Source organism: Roseateles saccharophilus (assembly GCF_004342485.1).
Lineage (GTDB): Bacteria > Pseudomonadota > Gammaproteobacteria > Burkholderiales > Burkholderiaceae_C > Pelomonas > Pelomonas saccharophila.
In genome coordinates this window covers 165864-183584 of the sequence record NZ_SMBU01000008.1, presented here as the reverse complement: position 1 = coordinate 183584, position 17721 = coordinate 165864, and the positions used below count along the sequence as shown (strand labels likewise).

The 17721-nt window shown below is 68.0% G+C and carries 15 protein-coding genes; 10 read left to right on the top strand and 5 right to left on the bottom strand.

Annotation, left to right across the window (positions count from 1 at the left end; translation table 11 throughout):
• Positions 1-37: 37 nt before the first annotated feature.
• Together EV671_RS09435 and EV671_RS09430 are read right to left on the bottom strand one after the other, a co-directional pair.
• Positions 38-1159 carry an ABC transporter substrate-binding protein gene (locus EV671_RS09435; protein ID WP_132571054.1) on the bottom strand — a complete coding sequence of 374 codons (1122 nt, stop codon included), beginning with the start codon at positions 1157-1159 and terminating at the stop codon, positions 38-40.
• 124 nt (positions 1160-1283) lie between these two features.
• Entirely contained in the window at positions 1284-2195 is a 912-nt protein-coding gene (locus EV671_RS09430) for a LysR family transcriptional regulator (RefSeq protein ID WP_132571077.1), read from the bottom strand.
• Positions 2196-2344: 149 nt separating this feature from the next.
• Between EV671_RS09430 and EV671_RS09425 the strand changes: the two genes are divergently transcribed.
• Together EV671_RS09425 and EV671_RS09420 are read left to right on the top strand one after the other, a co-directional pair.
• Positions 2345-3523 carry an acyl-CoA dehydrogenase gene (locus tag EV671_RS09425; protein ID WP_132571053.1) on the top strand — a complete coding sequence of 393 codons (1179 nt, stop codon included), beginning with the start codon at positions 2345-2347 and terminating at the stop codon, positions 3521-3523.
• Positions 3524-3586: 63 nt separating this feature from the next.
• Entirely contained in the window at positions 3587-4030 is a 444-nt protein-coding gene (locus EV671_RS09420) for a DUF4440 domain-containing protein (protein ID WP_165917517.1), read from the top strand.
• 8 nt (positions 4031-4038) lie between these two features.
• Here EV671_RS09420 and EV671_RS09415 read toward each other — a convergent pair whose 3' ends face one another.
• Both EV671_RS09415 and EV671_RS09410 read right to left on the bottom strand, forming a co-directional pair.
• Positions 4039-4842: a glutaminyl-peptide cyclotransferase gene (locus tag EV671_RS09415; protein WP_132571051.1), complete on the bottom strand. Its 804-nt coding sequence runs from the start codon at positions 4840-4842 to the stop codon at positions 4039-4041.
• Positions 4843-4893: 51 nt separating this feature from the next.
• A complete protein-coding gene (locus tag EV671_RS09410) occupies positions 4894-6798 on the bottom strand; it encodes a glucokinase (RefSeq protein WP_132571050.1) in 1905 nt (634 codons plus the stop codon).
• Positions 6799-7151: 353 nt separating this feature from the next.
• On the opposite strand from EV671_RS09410, the gene glk reads away from it, so the two are divergent.
• The 8 genes from glk (at position 7152) to EV671_RS09370 (ending at position 16820) form a co-directional block, all read left to right on the top strand.
• On the top strand, positions 7152-8144 hold the full coding sequence (gene glk / locus EV671_RS09405) for a glucokinase (protein ID WP_132571049.1): 993 nt from the start codon (positions 7152-7154) through the stop codon (positions 8142-8144).
• Positions 8145-8597: 453 nt separating this feature from the next.
• Positions 8598-11435: a TonB-dependent receptor gene (locus EV671_RS09400; RefSeq protein ID WP_132571048.1), complete on the top strand. Its 2838-nt coding sequence runs from the start codon at positions 8598-8600 to the stop codon at positions 11433-11435.
• Positions 11436-11543: 108 nt separating this feature from the next.
• Positions 11544-13058, top strand: coding sequence for a tryptophan halogenase family protein (locus tag EV671_RS09395; RefSeq protein ID WP_132571047.1), 1515 nt, complete (start codon positions 11544-11546; stop codon positions 13056-13058).
• Between the two features lie 25 nt (positions 13059-13083).
• Entirely contained in the window at positions 13084-13557 is a 474-nt protein-coding gene (locus EV671_RS09390; RefSeq protein ID WP_132571046.1) for a hypothetical protein, read from the top strand.
• A gap of 32 nt (positions 13558-13589) precedes the next feature.
• The gene (locus EV671_RS09385; RefSeq protein WP_132571045.1) at positions 13590-14330 is read left to right on the top strand and encodes a DUF6445 family protein; all 741 of its coding nucleotides are present in this window, start codon (positions 13590-13592) and stop codon (positions 14328-14330) included.
• A 56-nt stretch (positions 14331-14386) separates the two neighbouring features.
• Positions 14387-15682 (top strand): alpha-amylase family glycosyl hydrolase, encoded by a 1296-nt coding sequence (locus tag EV671_RS09380; protein ID WP_132571044.1) that lies wholly within the window; start codon positions 14387-14389, stop codon positions 15680-15682.
• On the top strand, positions 15679-16086 hold the full coding sequence (locus EV671_RS09375; protein WP_132571043.1) for a glycoside hydrolase family 32 protein: 408 nt from the start codon (positions 15679-15681) through the stop codon (positions 16084-16086). The genes EV671_RS09380 and EV671_RS09375 overlap by 4 nt, the downstream gene beginning before the upstream one ends.
• A complete protein-coding gene (locus EV671_RS09370) occupies positions 16083-16820 on the top strand; it encodes a sugar nucleotide-binding protein (RefSeq protein WP_132571042.1) in 738 nt (245 codons plus the stop codon). The genes EV671_RS09375 and EV671_RS09370 overlap by 4 nt, the downstream gene beginning before the upstream one ends.
• On the opposite strand, the gene EV671_RS09365 is transcribed toward EV671_RS09370, so the two are convergent.
• Positions 16800-17666, bottom strand: coding sequence for a hypothetical protein (locus tag EV671_RS09365; RefSeq protein WP_132571041.1), 867 nt, complete (start codon positions 17664-17666; stop codon positions 16800-16802). The two genes, EV671_RS09370 and EV671_RS09365, sit on opposite strands and share 21 nt — an antisense overlap.
• Positions 17667-17721 lie beyond the last annotated feature (55 nt).

The window sequence follows — 17721 nt, the reverse complement described above, 5'->3', positions numbered from 1 at the left end:
ACGCCGCGCCGGACTCCCAAGGAACTGCACGGCGGATTCAGCGCCGGAACTTGCCGGCCTGGTCGACGATGGACAGGTCCACGTATTCCAGGCCGGTGTGGTCGGTTGGGCCGTAGCCCAGTTCGATGCCGCCGACGTCGTAGTGGCTCATGCCCTCGAGCGCCTTGCGCAGGCCGTCGCGCGTGGGCTTGGGGCCGGCCCGCTTCAGGCCCTCCACCAGCACCTTGGCCGACACATAGCCCTCCACGACCGTCGGCGTCAGCTCGGCGCCGGCCTTGCGGGCCGCTTCGAGCGCCTCCTTGATGATGGGCTTGGCGATCGAGCGCTCGTAGGGGAAGACCTGGCTGACGATGACGCCGTAGGCGATGTCGCCCAGGTCCTTCACGAAGCCGGCCGTGGCATTGTTCGACAGGGTCACCAGCTGCGCCTTCGAGCCCGCGGCCCGCACGGCCTTCATGCCCTGCACGATGGCCGTGCCCGAGCCGATGAACAGCACCGCCTGCGGCTGTTGAGCCAGCAGCCTGGGCACGATGGGGCCGAAATCGGGCCTGGCGCGGTCGTACTTTTCGTGGGCCACGGCCGTCTTGTTGACCTTGGCGAGGCCGGCATGCGCGCCCTGCACGGCGTCGTCGCCGAAGCTGTCGTCCACCTGCACGATGGCGATGCGATCCACGCCGATCAGGCTCAGGTGCTCGATGGCCCGCTCCGCCTCGCGCTGGTAGGTGGCGCGCACGTTGAACAGCCAGGGGTGCACCGGCTTGTGCAGCAGCATCGCGCCGGTGGACGGCGCCACCAGCGGGACCTTGTATTCGGTCAGCAGCGGCATGACGGCCTGAGTCAGCGGCGTGCCGCGCAACAGGAAGAGCGAGATCACGCCCTGGTCGATCAGCGTCTTCGCATTGGCCGCGGCGAGCTTGGCGTCGAACTTGTCGTCCAGCGACACCAGCGTGATCTTCTGGCCGTTGATGCCGCCGCCCGCGTTCACCGCGTCGAAGTACATCCTGGCGCCCTGGGTCGCCTCCTTCACGCTGGCCGCGACGGTGCCGGTGAAGCCGGCGGTCTGGCCGATGGTGATGTCGCCCCGGGCGGTGTTCGCCAGGCCGGTTGCCGCGAGGGCGGTGATCAGCAGGCGGCTGGCGAGCTGCCGAAATGAGGTCATGGTTCTGTCTCCGAGTGGCCCCTGGATGCGGCGGGCTCTTCAGTGCTGCTCCGGACGGCCTGCCCGCGGGAGCGCCATTCAAGCACGCAGCAGGAGCCGGGAGATCGTCGGCGCGATGTGGAAACTACATATTGGCAAGGCCCGGCGGCCTGTCAGCGGTTGGCCCGGGCATCGCGGCCAGGAACTTCTCCCTCAGCACCCCCGCCGAGTCCTTGCGCCAGGCCGCGAACACGGCCGACCCCTCGATCGCCTCGGCCAGGGGCCTGAACACCGCCCCCTGCACACCCGCGCGCTGGAAGGCCGCCGGCACGATGCTGACGCCCAGGCCCTGGGACACCAGCGACACGACGGACAGCCAGTGCCGGCCCTCGTGCTGCAGCCGCGGGTTGAAGAAGCCGTGTCGGCGGCAGATCTCGACGATGCGGGCGTGGTAGTCGGGCGAGCCCTTGCGGGAGAACAGGATGAAGGGCTGGTCGCTCAGCGCCGCGAGCGCAATCTCGGCCAGCGCCGCCAGCGGGTGGCTGGCCGGCAGGCAGGCGAGGAAGGGTTCGCTGTAGAGCGGCCGGGCCGCCAGCGCAGGCGGCAGGCGGTCGGTGTGGACGAGGCCGAGGTCCAGCTCCTCCTGGAGCAGCGCGTCGATCTGGTCCTGCGAGTTCAGCTCGATGACGACGACCTCGACCTTGGGGTGGCTGGCCTGGAAGGCCTGCAGCCAGCCCGACAGGCCGCTGTACAGCGTCGAGCCGACAAAGCCCAGGCGGAGGCGCCCCACCTCGCCGGCCTGCACCTCGCGGGCCTGTGCGCAGGCGTCCTCGGCGCGCTCCAGCAGGGCCTGGGCGCTGGTGCGGAAGGCGGCGCCCGCGGGCGTCAGCCGCACGCCCTTGCTGTCGCGGTCGAACAGGCGCGCACCGACGCCGGCCTCCAGCTGCTGGATGGCGACCGACAGCGGCGGCTGCGAGATGGCCAGGCGCTGGGCCGCGCGGCCGTAGTGCAGCTCCTCGGCCAGCGCGAGGAAGTAGCGCAGATGGCGGAACTCCATCGAACGGGCGGCCGAGGTGGCGGTTTCGATAGGCATTGCGAATTGTCGAAGTCGTTTCTTGAATTGGACACGAATCGGGCCTCGGCGCAATACTTCGACCATCCGCGCCCGGCCTTCCTGCCGGGCGCCATGCATTCAGGAGACTCACGATGGCCGACAAGGCAAGCTTTCACTGGGACGACCCGCTGCTGCTGAACGAGCAGCTCTCCGATGACGAGCGCATGGTGCGCGACGCCGCGGCGGCCTATTGCAACGACCGCCTGCGCCCGCGCGTGCTGGAGGCCTTCCGCAAGGAGCAGACGGACGCCGGCATCTTCCGCGAGATGGGCGAACTGGGGCTGCTCGGCCCCACCATCCCGACCGAGTACGGTGGCGCCGGCCTGAACTACGTGTCCTACGGCCTGATCGCCCGCGAGGTGGAGCGGGTGGACTCGGGCTACCGCTCGATGATGAGCGTGCAGTCCTCCCTCGTCATGGTGCCGATCAACGAGTTCGGCAACGAGGCGACCAAGCGCAAATACCTGCCCAAGCTGGCCACGGGCGAATTCATCGGCTGCTTCGGTCTGACCGAGCCCAACCACGGCTCCGACCCCGGCTCCATGGTCACGCGCGCCCGCAAGGTCGATGGCGGCTACGAGCTGACGGGCAGCAAGATGTGGATCACCAACAGCCCCATCGCCGACGTCTTCGTCGTCTGGGCCAAGGACGACGGCGGCCAGATCCGCGGCTTCGTGCTGGAAAAGGGCTGGAAGGGCCTGAGCGCGCCGGCCATCCACGGCAAGGTGGGCCTGCGCGCGTCCATCACCGGCGAGATCGTCATGGACGCGGTGTTCTGCCCCGAGGAGAACGCCTTCCCCGAAGTGCGCGGCCTGAAGGGTCCGTTCACTTGCCTGAACAGCGCCCGCTACGGCATCGCCTGGGGCGCGCTCGGCGCGGCCGAGGACTGCTGGCACACGGCACGTCAGTACACGCTGGACCGCAAGCAGTTCGGCAAGCCGCTGGCCGCCAACCAGCTGGTGCAGAAGAAGCTGGCCGACATGCAGACCGAGATCACGCTGGGCCTGCAGGGCTGCCTGCGCCTGGGCCGCATGAAGGACGAAGGCACGGCGGCCGTCGAGATCACGTCCATCATGAAGCGCAACAGCTGCGGCAAGAGCCTGGACATCGCCCGCATGGCGCGCGACATGCTCGGCGGCAACGGCATCTCCGACGAGTTTGGCATCGCCCGCCACCTCGTCAACCTCGAGGTGGTGAACACCTACGAGGGCACGCACGACATCCATGCGCTGATCCTGGGCCGTGCGCAGACGGGCATCGCGGCCTTCTGATGACTTGAGACACGGGGCGTGGCGCGAGGCATGCTGGCGGGCTTGCACACAAGGAGACCGCCGATGCCCACCCGCCGCGCCTTGCTGGCCGCTGCCGCGTTGCCTGCTGCTGCTCCTGCTGTCGGCGGGCCTGGTTGGCCGTCCGCCGACGAGATCGCCATGCGCGTGGCCGAGGTAACGGCCACCGAGACTGCCTTCGCCGCAGCATTCGCGGCCCGGGACATCGCGGCTTTCCGCAGCTTCCTTGCGGCGGACACGATCTGGATGGGCAAGGAGCCCTTGCACGGTCCGGACGCCGTCATGAAGGCCTGGAATGGCTACCTCACGGTGGCCAGGCCGCCGTTCAGCTGGGTGCCTGACCTGGCCCTTGTGCTGCCCAGTGGCGATCTGGCACGCACCACGGGACCGGTGCACGACCCCGAGGGGCAGCAGATCGGCCGCTTCCAGTCGACCTGGCGGCGCAAGCCGGCGGGCGGCTGGGAGATCGTGTTCGACTTCGGGACCTGAGAGGGCGCTCAGCGCGGCTTGGTCAGCTGGATCTCGAACAGCCTCGGCCAGAGCTTGCCGGTGACGAAGAGGCGCTTCTTCTTCGGGTCGTAGGCAATGCCGTTGAGCACGGCGTCGGCGTTCAGGCGCTGGTCGTCGGGCAGGATGCCGGCGAGGTCGATCCAGGCCGTCACGCGGCCGGTCTTGGGGTCGATGCGGGCAATGCGGTCGGTCTGCCAGACGTTGGCGAAGATCTCGCCCTCGACCCACTCCAGCTCGTTGAGCTCGTGCACCGGCTGGCCGTCGGCCGTCACGCGCACGCGGCGCAGTTCCTTGAAGGTCAGCGGGTCGAGGAAGCGCAGCTCGGGCGAGCCGTCGCTCATGACCAGCTCGCGGTCGTTGTGCGTCAGGCCCCAGCCCTCGCCGGGGTAGCTGAACTTGCGCCAGAGCTTGAAGCTTTTCAGGTCCAGCACGAAGGCGGTCTGCTCCTGCCAGGTGATGCCGATCAGGCGGTCGCCCCACTGCGAGATGCCTTCGCCGAAGAACTCCGGCGGCAGTTCCACGGCCTGCACGACGCGGCCGGTCTCGATCTCGACCTTGCGGATGGTGGAGCGCCCGCGCAGGCCGGTGCCCTCGTACAGGAAGCCGTCGTGGAAGAACAGGCCCTGCGTGAAGGCCTGCGGGTCGTGCGGGTAGCTGTGCACGACCTTGAAGCCCTGCACCGGCACGGCCGCGGCGGCCCAGGTGGCGGGGAGGGCCAGCATGGCGGCCAGCAGGGCCAGTGCCGTGCGGCGCGTGGCGAAGCGGGTGGCAAGGCGGGAAATCGGGTTCATGGCGTCAGCCTAGCCCAAGCCGTGGGCGCGAGCTTTCTGCAAGGGGTCGTCTCAGCGGCTGTGCGAGGTCAGGCGCGCCAGCGGCGAGGCCGTGCTGACGCCGGGCGCCGTGGTGCGCGTGGGTTTGGCGGCCTCGTCGTCCTCGGCGCCGGCGGCCAGCGCGGCGATGCTCTCCGGGTTGCGGCGCATGGCCACGCCCACGGCCAGGATGTCGATGACCAGCAGGTGCAGCACGCGGCTGACCATGGGCAGATGGGTGGCGATGTCCTCGACGTGGTCGACGATCAGCGCCGCATCGGCCTTCTTGGCCAGCGGGCTCTGGCTGGCCGTGATGGCGACCACCTTGGCGCCGCGTTCCTGGGCCTTCTCGACGACGCTCAGCAACTCCGGCAGTCGCCCGCCGCTGCTGACGACGACGGCCACGTCGCCCTCGCGCAGCACGTCGGCCGCGAGCAGTTGCAGGCGCGGGTCGGTGTAGGCGCCGCAGGGCATGCCGAAGCGCAGGAACTTGAACTGCGCGTCCTGCGCGACGACGCCGTAGTGGCCGAGCGCGAAGAACTCGATGCGGCCGGCGGCCAGCAGCATGTCGATGGCGCGGTCGATGGTGTCGCGGTTCAGATGGCTGCGCAGCTGCAGGATGGCACTGGCCGTGTTGCCCAGCACCTTGGCGCCCAGCTCCAGCATGGAGTCGTTGGTGTTGACCTGGGTATGGGTGACGGGCACGGTGCCGGTCAGGCCCGAGGCCAGGCGCAGCTTGAAGTCCGAGAGGCCCTCGCAGCCCAGCGAGCGGCAGAAGCGGATGACCGTGGGCTGGCTGACGCCGGCCGCACGGGCGATCTCGGCGATGGGGTCGTTCAGCACCGAGCGCGGCTGGGCCAGCACGAGGTCGGCCACGCGCAGCTCGGCGGGCGATAGCTCGCTGCGCGCGCGGCGGATCTGGCCCAGGATGGCCGAGCCGGGCGAGGCCTGCAGGTTGCGCAGCTGGTTCTCGAGGATGGCCGACGCACCCTTGAAGGTGGCGTGCTCGGCGGTGATGACGAAGGTGGGGATGGCCGCGACGTAATCGTGGAAGCGCCCCTTGTCCTCGAAGCGGGCGCGGAAGGGGCTGCGGTCGAAATACTCGCCCAGGCGCGGCACGATGCCGCCGCCGATGTAGATGCCGCCCAGCGAGCCGAGCGTCACGGCCAGGTTGGCCGCCGCCGTGCCGAGCAGGCCGCAGAAGACCTCCAGCGTCTCCAGGCACAGCGCGTCGCCGTCCTCCAGCGCGCGCTGGGTGATGGCGGGTGCCAGCAGCGGCTGGGCGTCGGCCCGGCCGTTGCGATCCGCCAGCGCGCGGTAGATCAGCTCCAGGCCGGGGCCGGAGATCAGGCGTTCGTAGGAAACGTGGTCCAGCGTCTTCCAGGCGAACTGCAGGATGTCCATCTCGCGCTCGTCGCGTGGGCCGAAATTGACATGGCCGCCCTCGGTGCCGAGCGCGATCCAGCCCTCGCCGGCCGGGATGAGGCCGGACACGCCCAGGCCCGTGCCCGCGCCCAGCAGGCCGATGACGCTGGGCCGGCGCGCCTGGCCGCCGCCGACCTGGCGCACGTCCACCTCGGCCAGCCGGGGCAGGGCCATGGCCAGCGCGGTGAAGTCGTTGACGACGACCAGGGTGTCCAGGCCCAGGCGCTGGCGCATCTCGTCGATGGAGAACTGCCAGTGGTAGTTGGTCATCCGCACCCGGTCGCCCTCGACCGGGTTGGCGATGGCGATGGCCGCATGGGCGATCTGCTGCGGGCCGCCGTCCGGCCAGCTCAGGCCCTGCAGATAGGCGCGCACCGCGGCGTGGAAGTCGGCATGGTCGGCGCAGCGCAGCGAGGCCATCTGCGTGAATTCGCCGGGGCCGGTTTCGAGCGCAAAACGGGCATAGGTGCCGCCAATATCGGCGAGCAGGCGGGGGCTGTCGAAACGGGGCATGGGCGCTGGCGCCAAGAAACTGGCTGGAAAAAGATCGGCGGATTATTCAGCAGGCCCGGGGCCGCCAGCACAGCACCGTCGTGGGGCGCGCTGCGGCGATGGTGCCGGAAAGTGGTTGTAGCTTCACTACAGCGGTGCAGCAATCGAGTTTTCCCAGGAGAAGCGCTCTTTTTTGATGTTGAAAACGCTTTCTTCGGCGAAGTTGAATGGCTGGGGTGAATGTGTATTGTCGGAATGATGTAGTTTTGCTACCGTCCGCCACGACCGATATTTCACCCTGTTCGATCTGTGCCTGCCGAAACTCCAAGCCTGAATACGCCCGTCCCGTCCCATCCCTTTTCGGGAGCCCTGGCATGACCGCCGCCTACCCTTGGCTGGTGGCGGACATCGGTGGCACCAATGCCCGCTTCGGCACCGTGGCCGGGCCGGGCGCGGCGGTCGAGGATGTGCGCGTGCTGCCCGTGGCCGCGCATGCCGGCCCCGCGGCGGCCGTGCGCGCCTACCTGGCTGGCCAGGCGCCGGGCAGTGCCGCGCCGCGCAGCGCCGCCTTTGCGCTGGCGACCGCGCTGGACGGCGACCGCATCGAGCTGACCAACGGCGCGTGGAGCTTCTCGCGCGCCGCCACCCAAGTCGAGCTCGGGCTGCAGACGCTACTGTGCCTGAACGATTTCGAGGCCCAGGCCCTGTCGCTGCCGCGCCTGGGTGGGCATCAACTGCGCGCCTGGGGGGCAGCACCACCGCCAGCGATGGATGCGGCCAACGGCACCGTGATGGCCGTCATCGGCCCGGGCACGGGCCTGGGCGTGGGTGGTGTCGTGCGGGCGCCGGGGCGCTGGATCGCGCTGCCGGGCGAGGGCGGCCACGCCACGCTGGCGCCGGCCGACGATTTCGAGAGTGCCGTGCTGGGCCAGGCGCGGCGCGAGTTCCCCCATGTGTCGGCCGAGCGCTTCCTGTCGGGCATCGGCCTGCCGGTGCTGTGCCGCTCGGTGGCCGCCGTGCTGGGCGAGGGCGAAAACGTCGGCGCGCTGCCGACCGAGCAGATCGTGGCCCGTGGCCTTGCCGGCGAGTCGCTGGCCTGCGCCCGCACGCTGGACGTCTTCTGCGCGATGCTCGGCGGCTTTGCCGGCAATGTGGCACTGACGCTGGGCGCCCGTGGCGGCGTCTTCATCGGCGGCGGCATCGTGCCGCGCCTGGGTGAGCGCTTCTTCCGCTCGGAGTTCCGCAGTCGCTTCGAGGCCAAGGGCCGTTTCCAGCCCTTCCTGGCGGGCATCCCAACCGCCCTCATCACCGACACGCTGGCCGCCCTGGCCGGTGCGGCCCAGGCCCTGGAGCAGGCCGACGCCTGAGGCCCGGCGGGCGCCGCCCGAGCGTCCGTAGCCTTCTTTCCTTTGGTGCCACCGGCCGGCGGCGCCTCCCCCTCTTCATCGAGTCAGAAATGATCGCGCTGCACGCGTTGGCGTGTGGCGCCGGTCGTCCTGGGCTGCCAACTTGTTCACGACCATAGCTGTCGCGAACCTGAAAATGGCGATGTAGTTGCGCTACAAGTTTCTGTCTATTCAACGACTCCGCAGGCTTGGCTTGGTGTGCCTGCGCCAATTCCATGCTGGTTTTCCCTTGGTATTGACTCGAAATCAGGTCGTTTCTGCGCAACGTCTAGGGTTTACGCAGATGCTGAAAAAAATCTAGTTTTGATACAAACGTGGTCGAGACGTTGGGTTCTCGCCCTCCAGACGCAGGCCGGCAGCACCGGCGGCGCCTCCCGGGCCAAGCCGTTTTCCAATGAACCAGAGGAGACATTCATGAGCACAGACAAGCGCGGCTCGGGCGCCGCCCCGTCCTTCCGCATCAGTCCGGTTGCCGTCGGCTGCACGCTGCTGATCGCCGCTAGCGGCGCGATTGCGCAGCAGCAACCGCAGCAACAGCCCCAGCAACTCGAGACGGTCACCGTCACGGGTATTCGCAAGGGCATCGAGGACGCGATCTCGGTCAAGCGCAACAACGATTCCATCGTCGAGGCCATCTCGGCCGAGGACGTGGGTAAGCTGCCGGATACCACCATCGCCGAGGCGCTGGCTCGTCTGCCGGGCGTGACGTCGCAGCGGACCAAGGATGGCCAAGCCTCTAACATCGCCATCCGTGGCCTCTCCGAGGACTTCACGGGTTATCTGCTGAACGGTCGCGAGCAGACCAGCACGGGCGACAGCCGTGCGGTGGACCTGAGCGTCTATCCGGCCGAGTTGATCGCCAGCGCCACCGTCTACAAGACGGGAGACGCTGCGCTGGTGGGCGCGGGTCTGGCGGGCACCATCGACAACAAGCTCATCGATCCGCTGGCCTTCGGCCATCGCGTGATCGCCGCCAGCGTCGAGAAGATCAAGACGGGTCTGAGCCTGCCTGTGACCGGTAGCGGCCATCGCAAGAGCGTGGCCTACATCGACCAGTTCGCCGACCGCAAGCTCGGCATCGCGCTGGGCTTCGTGAAGGCCGACGGCACGACCAATGAGCTCGGCACCGGTGGCTGGGGTGGTGCGACGGTCGCCGCGACCGACGCGAATGGCGCTTCGCTGGGCAACGTGCAGGTCCCCGCGCCCTTCGGCAATGGTCTGGACTACAAGAACCGTCGTGTGACCGACGAGCGCACCGGTGCGGCCGCGATCGTGAAGTTCCAGCCCAACAAGGAGTTCACCAGCCAGCTGGATCTTTTCTATTCGAAGATCGACTCGCAGGCCAAGGAGGCCCGCATCCAGGGTTCCATGGGCGGCCCGATCACCAATGCGACCGTCGTCAACGGTGTGGCCACCAAGGGCACCTGGCAGTTGGCGGCCAACTGCGGCATCAGCGGCAGCGCCAATTGCATCATCGACCGCGCCGAGAGCATCTTTGACAACGACAAGATCAAGTCGGTGGGCTGGAAGAACACGCTCAAGCTGTCGGACGGCTGGACCACCAGCCTCGACCTGAGCCAGAACTCGGCCAAGCGCATCGAACGCGACATCGAGGCCTATTCCAGCATCTCGACGGCCGACACGCTGAGCTTCGACACGACCGGCAGCGGCACCGTCCAGTTCAAGCTCGGCAATCCCACGGCCTACACCGACCGCACCAAGATCTTCGTGCGCGACCAGCAGGGCTGGAGCGGTGTGGCTGACCCCAATGTGGCGGGCAAGAACCTGGCCCAGGCCGGCTACGACAAGGGCCCGACGGTGACCGACAAGGTCAGCGCCATCCGCTTCGACGTGACCAAGGATCTCGACGGTTCGCTGTTCAGCAGCATCCAGGCCGGCCTGAACTACACCAAGCGCACCAAGGATCGCATCACCGACGAGGGTGTGCTGCAGTCGGCGACCAACAACGGCTTCGACCCGTTCTCGTTCCCGAGCGACGCCTATGTGGCGAGCAACGTCGGCGGTACCGGCATCAACATGCTGACCTTCGACCCCAAGGCCGACCTGTGGCAGGGCGCCGTGCTGGTTCGCAAGTACAACGATGACATCCTGTCCAAGACCTGGACCATCGCCGAGAAGATCACGACGGGTTATGTGAAGGCCACCATCGACACGACCTGGGGTGGTATCCCGGTGCGCGGCAATGCCGGCCTGCAGATTGTCAACACCGACCAGTCCTCGGGTGGCTATCGCGCCGCCGTGGGCTCGGGCGTGACGCTGACCAACCCGGCCGTCACGCTGACGACCGATGGCACCAAGTTCACCGACGTGCTGCCCTCGTTGAACCTCAACGGTGACCTCGGCAGCGGCAATGTCGTGCGCTTCGGCCTTGCCGAACAGACCGCGCGGCCCACGCTGACCGACCTGCGCAACTCGCTTGCCGTGGCGCCCATCACCACCGTCAACAGCCCGCTGCTTGGCGTTTACCTGGGCTCCGCGGGCAACCCGCACCTCAAGCCTTACAAGGCTTGGGCTCTGGACCTGTCCTACGAGAAGTACTTCGGCAAGAAGGCCTATGTCAGTGCCGCGGTCTTCTACAAGAAGCTCGACAGCTACATCGTTCCGCAGACCAACCTGGCTTACGATTTCACGGCTGTTGCCCAGTCGTTGGGCCTGGCTGCCAACCCGAAGGGCAATGTCGGCATCTTCACGCAGACGGTCAACGGCAGCGGTGGCAACGTGCATGGCTTCGAGCTGTCTGCGTCGATGCCGTTCAACATGGTGACCAGCTGGTTGGATGGTTTTGGTGCCTATGCCAGCTATTCCAACACCGGCAGCACGGTCAAGATGCCCGACCTGCTGGGCCTGAATCCCTCGATGCAGGTGCCGTTGGTGGGCAGCATGGCGCTGCCGGGCCTCTCCAAGGAGAACGCCAAGCTGACGCTGTACTTCGAGAAGTGGGGCTTCAGCGCCTTCGTGGCCGACAACTATCGTTCGACCTATGTCGGCAGCGTGGCCAACGACGCCACCGGTGGTTATCCGACGCTGCGTCGCATCCAGGGCTCCAGCTGGGTGTCGGCACAGGTGGGCTACGAGATCCAGGCGGGCACGTTCAAGGGCCTGTCGTTCCGGCTCGAGGGCAACAACCTCAACGACCCGGTCTATCGCCAGCTGAAGGCCGATGGCACGGTGGATTCGGAGAACAAGACCGGCCACACCTTCATCATGAAGCTGAGCTACAAGCTCCAGTAAAAGCCCGCCAGGGCAAGCCCCCAGTCGCTGTCAGCCTGGGGGCTTTGTCTTTTCTTGCGCCGGTTTTGCGAAATACTTCGAGCGGCGCGACCGAAGTGAGGCACCCACATGGAAGCGAACAAAGTCAAGCAGATCGTCATCGTCGGCGGCGGCACGGCTGGCTGGATGACGGCGGCCGCCCTGGCTAAGGTACTCAAGGGTCAATATCCGATCAGGCTGGTCGAATCCGACGAGATCGGTACGGTGGGTGTCGGCGAGGCGACCATCCCGATGGTCCAGGTGTTCAACCGCATGCTCGAACTCGACGAGGACGAGTTCATGCGCAGGACGCAGGCCTCCTTCAAGCTTGGCATCGAGTTCGTGAACTGGGGCAAGCTGGGTGATCGCTACATCCATGGCTTCGGAGTCATCGGCCAGGACAACTGGACGGTGGATTTCCATCAGTACTGGCTCAAGCAGTACATGGCCGGCAAGGCCAAGGAGCTGGTGCACTACTCGATCAATACGGCGGCCTGCCTGCAGAACAAGTTCGTGCGCGCGCAGCCGGACATGCCCAACTCGCCGCTGTCGCAGATCGCGCATGCCTTCCATTTCGACGCGTCCCTGTACGCCAAGTTCCTGCGCGAATTCAGCGAGGCGCGAGGCGTCGAGCGCTTGGAGGGCAAGATCGTCGAAGTGCGTTGTCGCGAGGGTGACGGCCATGTCGAAGCGTTGCAGCTGCAAAGCGGCCAATGGATCGAAGGCGATCTCTTCGTCGACTGCTCGGGCTTTCGCGCGCTGCTCATCGAGGGTGCGTTGAAGACAGGGTATGTGGACTGGTCGCATTGGCTACCCTGCGATCGCGCGCTGGCCGTGCCCTGCGTTTCGGCCTCGGCCGAGATCACGCCCTACACCCGTGCGACGGCGCGCCAGTCCGGCTGGCAATGGCGCATCCCGTTGCAGCACCGCGTCGGCAACGGCCACGTCTACTGCAGCAAGTACATCAGCGACGACGAGGCAGCGTCGGTGCTGTTGAGCAATCTGGACGGCGAGCCGCTCGCGAGCCCCCGGCCAATCAAGTTCCTGACCGGCAAGCGCAGCAAGACCTGGAACAAGAACGTCGTGTCCATCGGCCTGTCCAGCGGTTTCCTGGAGCCGTTGGAGTCGACCAGCATCCATCTGATCCAGATGGGCATCGGTCATCTGCTGACCTACTTCCCGTCAGCCGGCTTCGACGAGGCCGACCGCGCGGAGTACAACCGGATCATGGATCAGGAGTACGAGTGGGTGCGCGACTTCATCATCCTGCACTACAAGGCCACGGAACGCACGGATTCCCCGTTCTGGAACTACTGCCGCACGATGGACGTTCCGGAGTCGCTCGCACAGCGCATGCGCCTGTTCGAGTCGCACGGTCGCGTCTACCGCGAGGGCAACGAGCTCTTCACCAAGATCAGCTGGCTGCAGGTCCTGCATGGCCAGCGCATCCGGCCCAAGTCCTATCACCCGCTGGTCGACCTGCTGCCTGAGGCAGAGATCCAGAGCTATCTGGAAGAGGTCGAGCAGGTCATCACCGCCTGCGTCGAAGTCATGCCGTCGCATGCAAAGTTCGTTGCCGAGAATTGTTCTTCGGTGAAGATGTGAAGTCACTGCAAATAGGGAGTTTGAAATGAGCAGGTATTTTTTCGCTGTCGCGGGCCTCACGCTGGCCGTTTTGCTGGCCGGATGTGCAACGCCCGGCAACCAGGGCATGCTTACCTACGAGACCAACCCCGAAGGTGCACAGCTCTTTGAAGGTGGCCAGGCCATCGGCACTGCTCCGGTCACGCGCACCTACGCCGGCGATGGCAAGGCAGCGCAGATCACCACGCCTGAGGTCACGGCCGTGTGGCCCAGCGGCGCCAAGGCCAGCTTCTGGACCAAGATCGACGTGGGTTCCGACCGTGTGACCACGATCGAGCGCCCGGCGAAGGCGCCCAATCTGCAGGCTGACCTGGACAACGCTGCCAAGTTCAAGCTCGCTCGCGAACAGGCGCAGGCCCGCGAGAAACAGGAGGCCTTGCGCGACCAGGCGCGCAACTCCGCCCGCTGCAAGGCGCAGCAGTCCGGGCAGTCCAAGAGCGTGCTCGACGACTGCAACTGAGTGCTGCCGTCTCGCGGCCGCCCGGGGACGAGATGAGCCTGCCGCTGTCGTATCCGGTCGGCCATGCCGGACGTTTTTTCAACGCGACGCCGCGCATCGACGAGGTCGAGGTCGGGCCGGGCCAGTTTTGCTATGTCGTTGACGACGCGCTGATCGACCCCGAGGGCCTGGTCGCCTGGGCCGACAGGCATCGCTTCGAGCCTGCCGAGGCCAATGCCTATCCGGGCCGGCTGATGGATTGCGTGCCCACGCTGGAGCAGAGCCTGGACGGCTTTTTCACGCATCACATCCGACGCCGCCTGGGTGCCCGGCGCACGGTGGGCATGTATGCCCGGTTCAGCCTCGTGACGTTGGCGCCTGCTGCACTGCAGCCGGGGCAGTGGCAGTGTCATCGCGACCGGGTGGCCATAGACCCGGCGCTGTGCGCGGCCTCCGTGCTCTATCTCTTCCGCGATGTGCGATTGGGCGGCACCGCCTTCTACCGCCCACGTTGCACCGCGGTGCAGCTTGAGCGCATGCTGGGCGACGCGCAGGCCCTGGGTGTCGCCGAGTTCAGTGCCCGCTATGGCGTCGGCCCCGGCTATATGACGGCGAGCAACGATCACTTCGAGCAGACCGGCCATGTGCCGGCAGCCTGGAACCGGTTGGTTTTCTACGACGGCGGCCAATTCCACTCCGGCCACATCGCCCATCCCGAATTGCTCAGTGATGGCGCCCGCCATGGTCGCCTGACCCTCAACGGCTTCTTCGCCTGCCGGCGCGGCGCCAGCTGACGCACGCACCTGTCCATCGCCGCGATGGCGCGGCTTCCACTTCCACAGCTCCCGTCATGAGCCTGCCTCAACTCCAACGCCGTGCCGTCCTGGGCGCCGCCGCCACCCTTGCCCTGCCCGCCATGAGCGCCCCGCCTGCCGACATGCCCCATCTGCCCTGGACCCGCCAGGCCGTCATCTACCAGGTCAATGTGCGCCAGTATTCGCAGGCCGGCACGCTGGCTGCCGTGCAGGCCGATCTGCGGCGGCTCAGGAGCCTGGGCGTCGACATCCTCTGGCTGATGCCCTGGCAGCCCATCGGCAGGCTCAAGCGCAAGGGCGGGCTGGGCAGCTACTACTCGATCAGCGACTACACCGCCGTCAACCCGGAGTTCGGCACGCTGGCCCATGCCAAGGCCCTGGTCGCGGCGGCGCATGAGCTGGGATTCAAGGTCATCCTCGACTGGGTGGCCAACCACACCGCCTGGGACCACCCCTGGGCCACGGCTCACAAGGATTGGTACAGGCTCGACGCCAGGGGCGAGATCTACCCAGTGACCTTCAACGCGGGCCAGCCCGGCGAGGAGCATTGGGACGACGTGGTCGCGCTGGACTACCGCAGCGAGGGCCTGCGTGCCGCGATGATCGACGCGATGAAGTTCTGGGTGCGCGAGGCGGACATCGACGGCTTCCGCTGCGATGTGGCCAGCCTCGTGCCGGTCGACTTCTGGGTGCGGGCACGGCGCGAACTCGACGCCGCGAAGCCGCTGTTCATGCTGGCCGAGTCCGACGCCGTCGAACTGCACACCAGCGGCGCCTTCGACATGACCTATTCCTGGGACCTGGCCGACCAGGTCTTCAAGAAGATCGGCAAGGGCGAGGCGGGGGCGCCGCTGCTGAAGGCCTGGCTGGCCCGGCAGCCGGCCGGCTACCCGGCCAGCGCCTACCGCATGCGCTTCACCAGCAACCACGATTTCAACTCCTGGCATGGCACCGATGCCGAGCTCTACGGCGATGCCTACCAGGCGCTCGCGGTGCTGACGTTCACGCTGCCCGGCATGCCGCTGATCTACAACGGCCAGGAGTCGCGGCTGACGCAGCGGCTGGCGTTCTTCGAGAAGGACGCGATCGCGTGGAAGAACTACGAGCTGAGCGGCTTCTACGTGCAGCTCATCGCGCTCAAGCACCGGCACAAGGCCCTGGCCGCCGGCCAGTATGGCGCGCCGGTGAGGCTGCTGGACGCGCCGGCCGATGTCGTCGCCTTCGAGCGCCGCCAGGGCGCGGATGTTGTGCGCGTCGCCGTCAACCTGTCCAAGGTGCCGCAGGTGTTTGCGGGCAGGACGCTGCCGGCCTGGGGCTGGGTGATCTCATGAGCGCGAGCCGCGGGGCGCCGCGCCACCTCGTCGGCGCCGGGCTCATCACCGAGGCCGGCGAGTGCCTGGAACTGCGCTGGGAGCTCGACCCCGGCGAGGCTGACGGGTCGACGCTAGACCTGCACTGCGGGCCGGCGGGCGAGTTCACGCGCATCGGCCTCGACCACCGGCGCGGCCGCGTCTGGCTCGACGGCGGTGGCGAACAGCACTGGGCCGGCGCGCGGGGTGCGCTGGTGCTGAGGGTCATCGTCAGCCCTGCTTCGGTCGACGTTGCGTCGGGGGATGGCCAGGTCGTGCTCGGCGCACGGCTGGACCCGGTCGCGGCCGGCCAGGGTGTGGCGGTGCTGAAGCAGGGCAGCGGCGACTGGGTGCGCAGCGTGCTGACGGTCTGGCCACTGGCATGAAGCTGCTCATCACGGGCCTGAACGGCACGCTGGCGCCGCGCCTGGCCGAGGCCGCGCGGGCGGCCGGCCACGAGGTCGTCGGCTGGGACCGCAGCGCCGTGGACCCGGAGGACGAGGCGGCCGCCGCGGCCTGGCTGCACATGCAGCAGCTCGACGCCATCGCCCACCTGGGCATGGGCTCGGCCCGCTTCGCCGGCTGGCTGGCGGCGCGCTGCGAGCGCTTTGTGTTCACCAGCACTGCGATGGTCTTCAGCCATGAACCCGACGGGCCGCACGACGTGGCCGACGCGCGCAGCGCTAGGGACGACTACGGCCGCTACAAGATCGGCTGCGAGGACGCCATCGCCGCGGCCAGCACCACCGCCGCCATCGCTCGCATCGGCTGGCAGATCGACCCGACCCAGCCCGGCAACAACATGCTGATGGCCCTGGACGACTGGCAGCGGCGCGAGGGCCGCGTGGCGGCCAGCCGGGCGTGGACGCCGGCCTGCTCCTTCATGGCCGACACGGCGGCGGCCCTGCTCGCCCTGCTGGAGCGGCCGCAGCCGGGCGTCCACCACCTCGACAGCAATGCCGAGACGGGCTGGCGCTTCGACGAACTGGCGCGTGCGCTGGCCCGCGCGTTCAGGCGCGACTGGCGGGTCGAGGTGCACGAGGACTACCGCCACGACCAACGCCTCGTCGGTGGGCGGACCCAGCTGCCGCCGCTGGCCTCAGCCTTCGCCCGGCTGTAGCCAGAGCTCGCGCCGCTGCAGCGGTGTCTCGACCGGCAGCAGCGGATTGGCGAGCCTGAGGACATGCTCCCGGGCGATGGGGTGGGCGCGCACCAGCGCGCCGAACTGGGCGTGGTGCAGCTGTTGGAAGCTGCCGTCGGCGACGGCGGCATCCAGGCCGCGGCGCAGCTCGTCGGCCAGCTCGGGGCGGCGCGGGTTCACGAACAGATAGGCCGCCGCCGGGTAGTGCAGCATCAGCTGCGGCACGAGCGCCAGCTGCGGGTGGCGGTTGCCGGTCAGCTCGGCGTCGATCTCGAGGATGGAGCGCGGGAAGTAGTCGAAGCGGCCGGCGGCCAGCATGCGGAACAGCGCGTCGTAGCCGCTCGTGGTGGCCACTTGCAGGCCGTTGGCGCGCAGGATGGCCGTGTCGGGCCAGTCGTGGCCCTGGCCCGCCGTCAGGCCGCGCAGCGCGTCCAGCGTGCCGATGTCGCGCCAGCGCGCCAGGTCGCTGGCGCGCACCAGCAGCAGCCGCCAGCCCATCAGGCCGCGGTCGATGGGGATGCGCACCGGGATGGGCCCCGCGGTTTCGCGCTGGCGGTCGGTCACCGTCCACATCAGGTCGAAGGGGCTGCGCCCGCTGCCCAGCTCCACGAAGCTGCGGCCCTGGGCCATCTCCAGCTCAACCAGCTGCACCCTGCGGTGGCTGCCCGCGCGGGCGAGGGCCAGCGCGACGAGCCTCTCCACATAGGGCAGCTGCGGGTCGGGCATGCTGATGTGGCGGGGCAGCCGCACGGCCTCGGCCGGCTGGGCGATGGCGCACCGGGCGGCAGGCAGCAGGGACAGGGTCAGCAGCGAGCGGCGTTGCACGAACGACGGGGGCGATGGCAGGAGCCCCCATCATGCCCCAGGGTGCGGCAGGGGC

Bases quoted from the DNA above. Each gene is read 5' to 3' on its own strand.
- EV671_RS09400 (WP_132571048.1), top strand. From the start codon at position 8,598: ATGAGCACAGACAAGCGCGGCTCGGGCGCCGCCCCGTCCTTCCGCATC.
- EV671_RS09375 (WP_132571043.1), top strand. From the start codon at position 15,679: ATGAGCGCGAGCCGCGGGGCGCCGCGCCACCTCGTCGGCGCCGGGCTC.
- EV671_RS09425 (WP_132571053.1), top strand. From the start codon at position 2,345: ATGGCCGACAAGGCAAGCTTTCACTGGGACGACCCGCTGCTGCTGAAC.
- EV671_RS09390 (WP_132571046.1), top strand. From the start codon at position 13,084: ATGAGCAGGTATTTTTTCGCTGTCGCGGGCCTCACGCTGGCCGTTTTG.
- EV671_RS09435 (WP_132571054.1), bottom strand. From the start codon at position 1,159: ATGACCTCATTTCGGCAGCTCGCCAGCCGCCTGCTGATCACCGCCCTC.
- EV671_RS09380 (WP_132571044.1), top strand. From the start codon at position 14,387: ATGAGCCTGCCTCAACTCCAACGCCGTGCCGTCCTGGGCGCCGCCGCC.
- EV671_RS09415 (WP_132571051.1), bottom strand. From the start codon at position 4,842: ATGAACCCGATTTCCCGCCTTGCCACCCGCTTCGCCACGCGCCGCACG.
- EV671_RS09420 (WP_165917517.1), top strand. From the start codon at position 3,587: ATGCCCACCCGCCGCGCCTTGCTGGCCGCTGCCGCGTTGCCTGCTGCT.
- EV671_RS09410 (WP_132571050.1), bottom strand. From the start codon at position 6,798: ATGCCCCGTTTCGACAGCCCCCGCCTGCTCGCCGATATTGGCGGCACC.
- EV671_RS09430 (WP_132571077.1), bottom strand. From the start codon at position 2,195: ATGGAGTTCCGCCATCTGCGCTACTTCCTCGCGCTGGCCGAGGAGCTG.
- EV671_RS09370 (WP_132571042.1), top strand. From the start codon at position 16,083: ATGAAGCTGCTCATCACGGGCCTGAACGGCACGCTGGCGCCGCGCCTG.
- EV671_RS09385 (WP_132571045.1), top strand. From the start codon at position 13,590: ATGAGCCTGCCGCTGTCGTATCCGGTCGGCCATGCCGGACGTTTTTTC.
- glk (WP_132571049.1), top strand. From the start codon at position 7,152: ATGACCGCCGCCTACCCTTGGCTGGTGGCGGACATCGGTGGCACCAAT.
- EV671_RS09395 (WP_132571047.1), top strand. From the start codon at position 11,544: ATGGAAGCGAACAAAGTCAAGCAGATCGTCATCGTCGGCGGCGGCACG.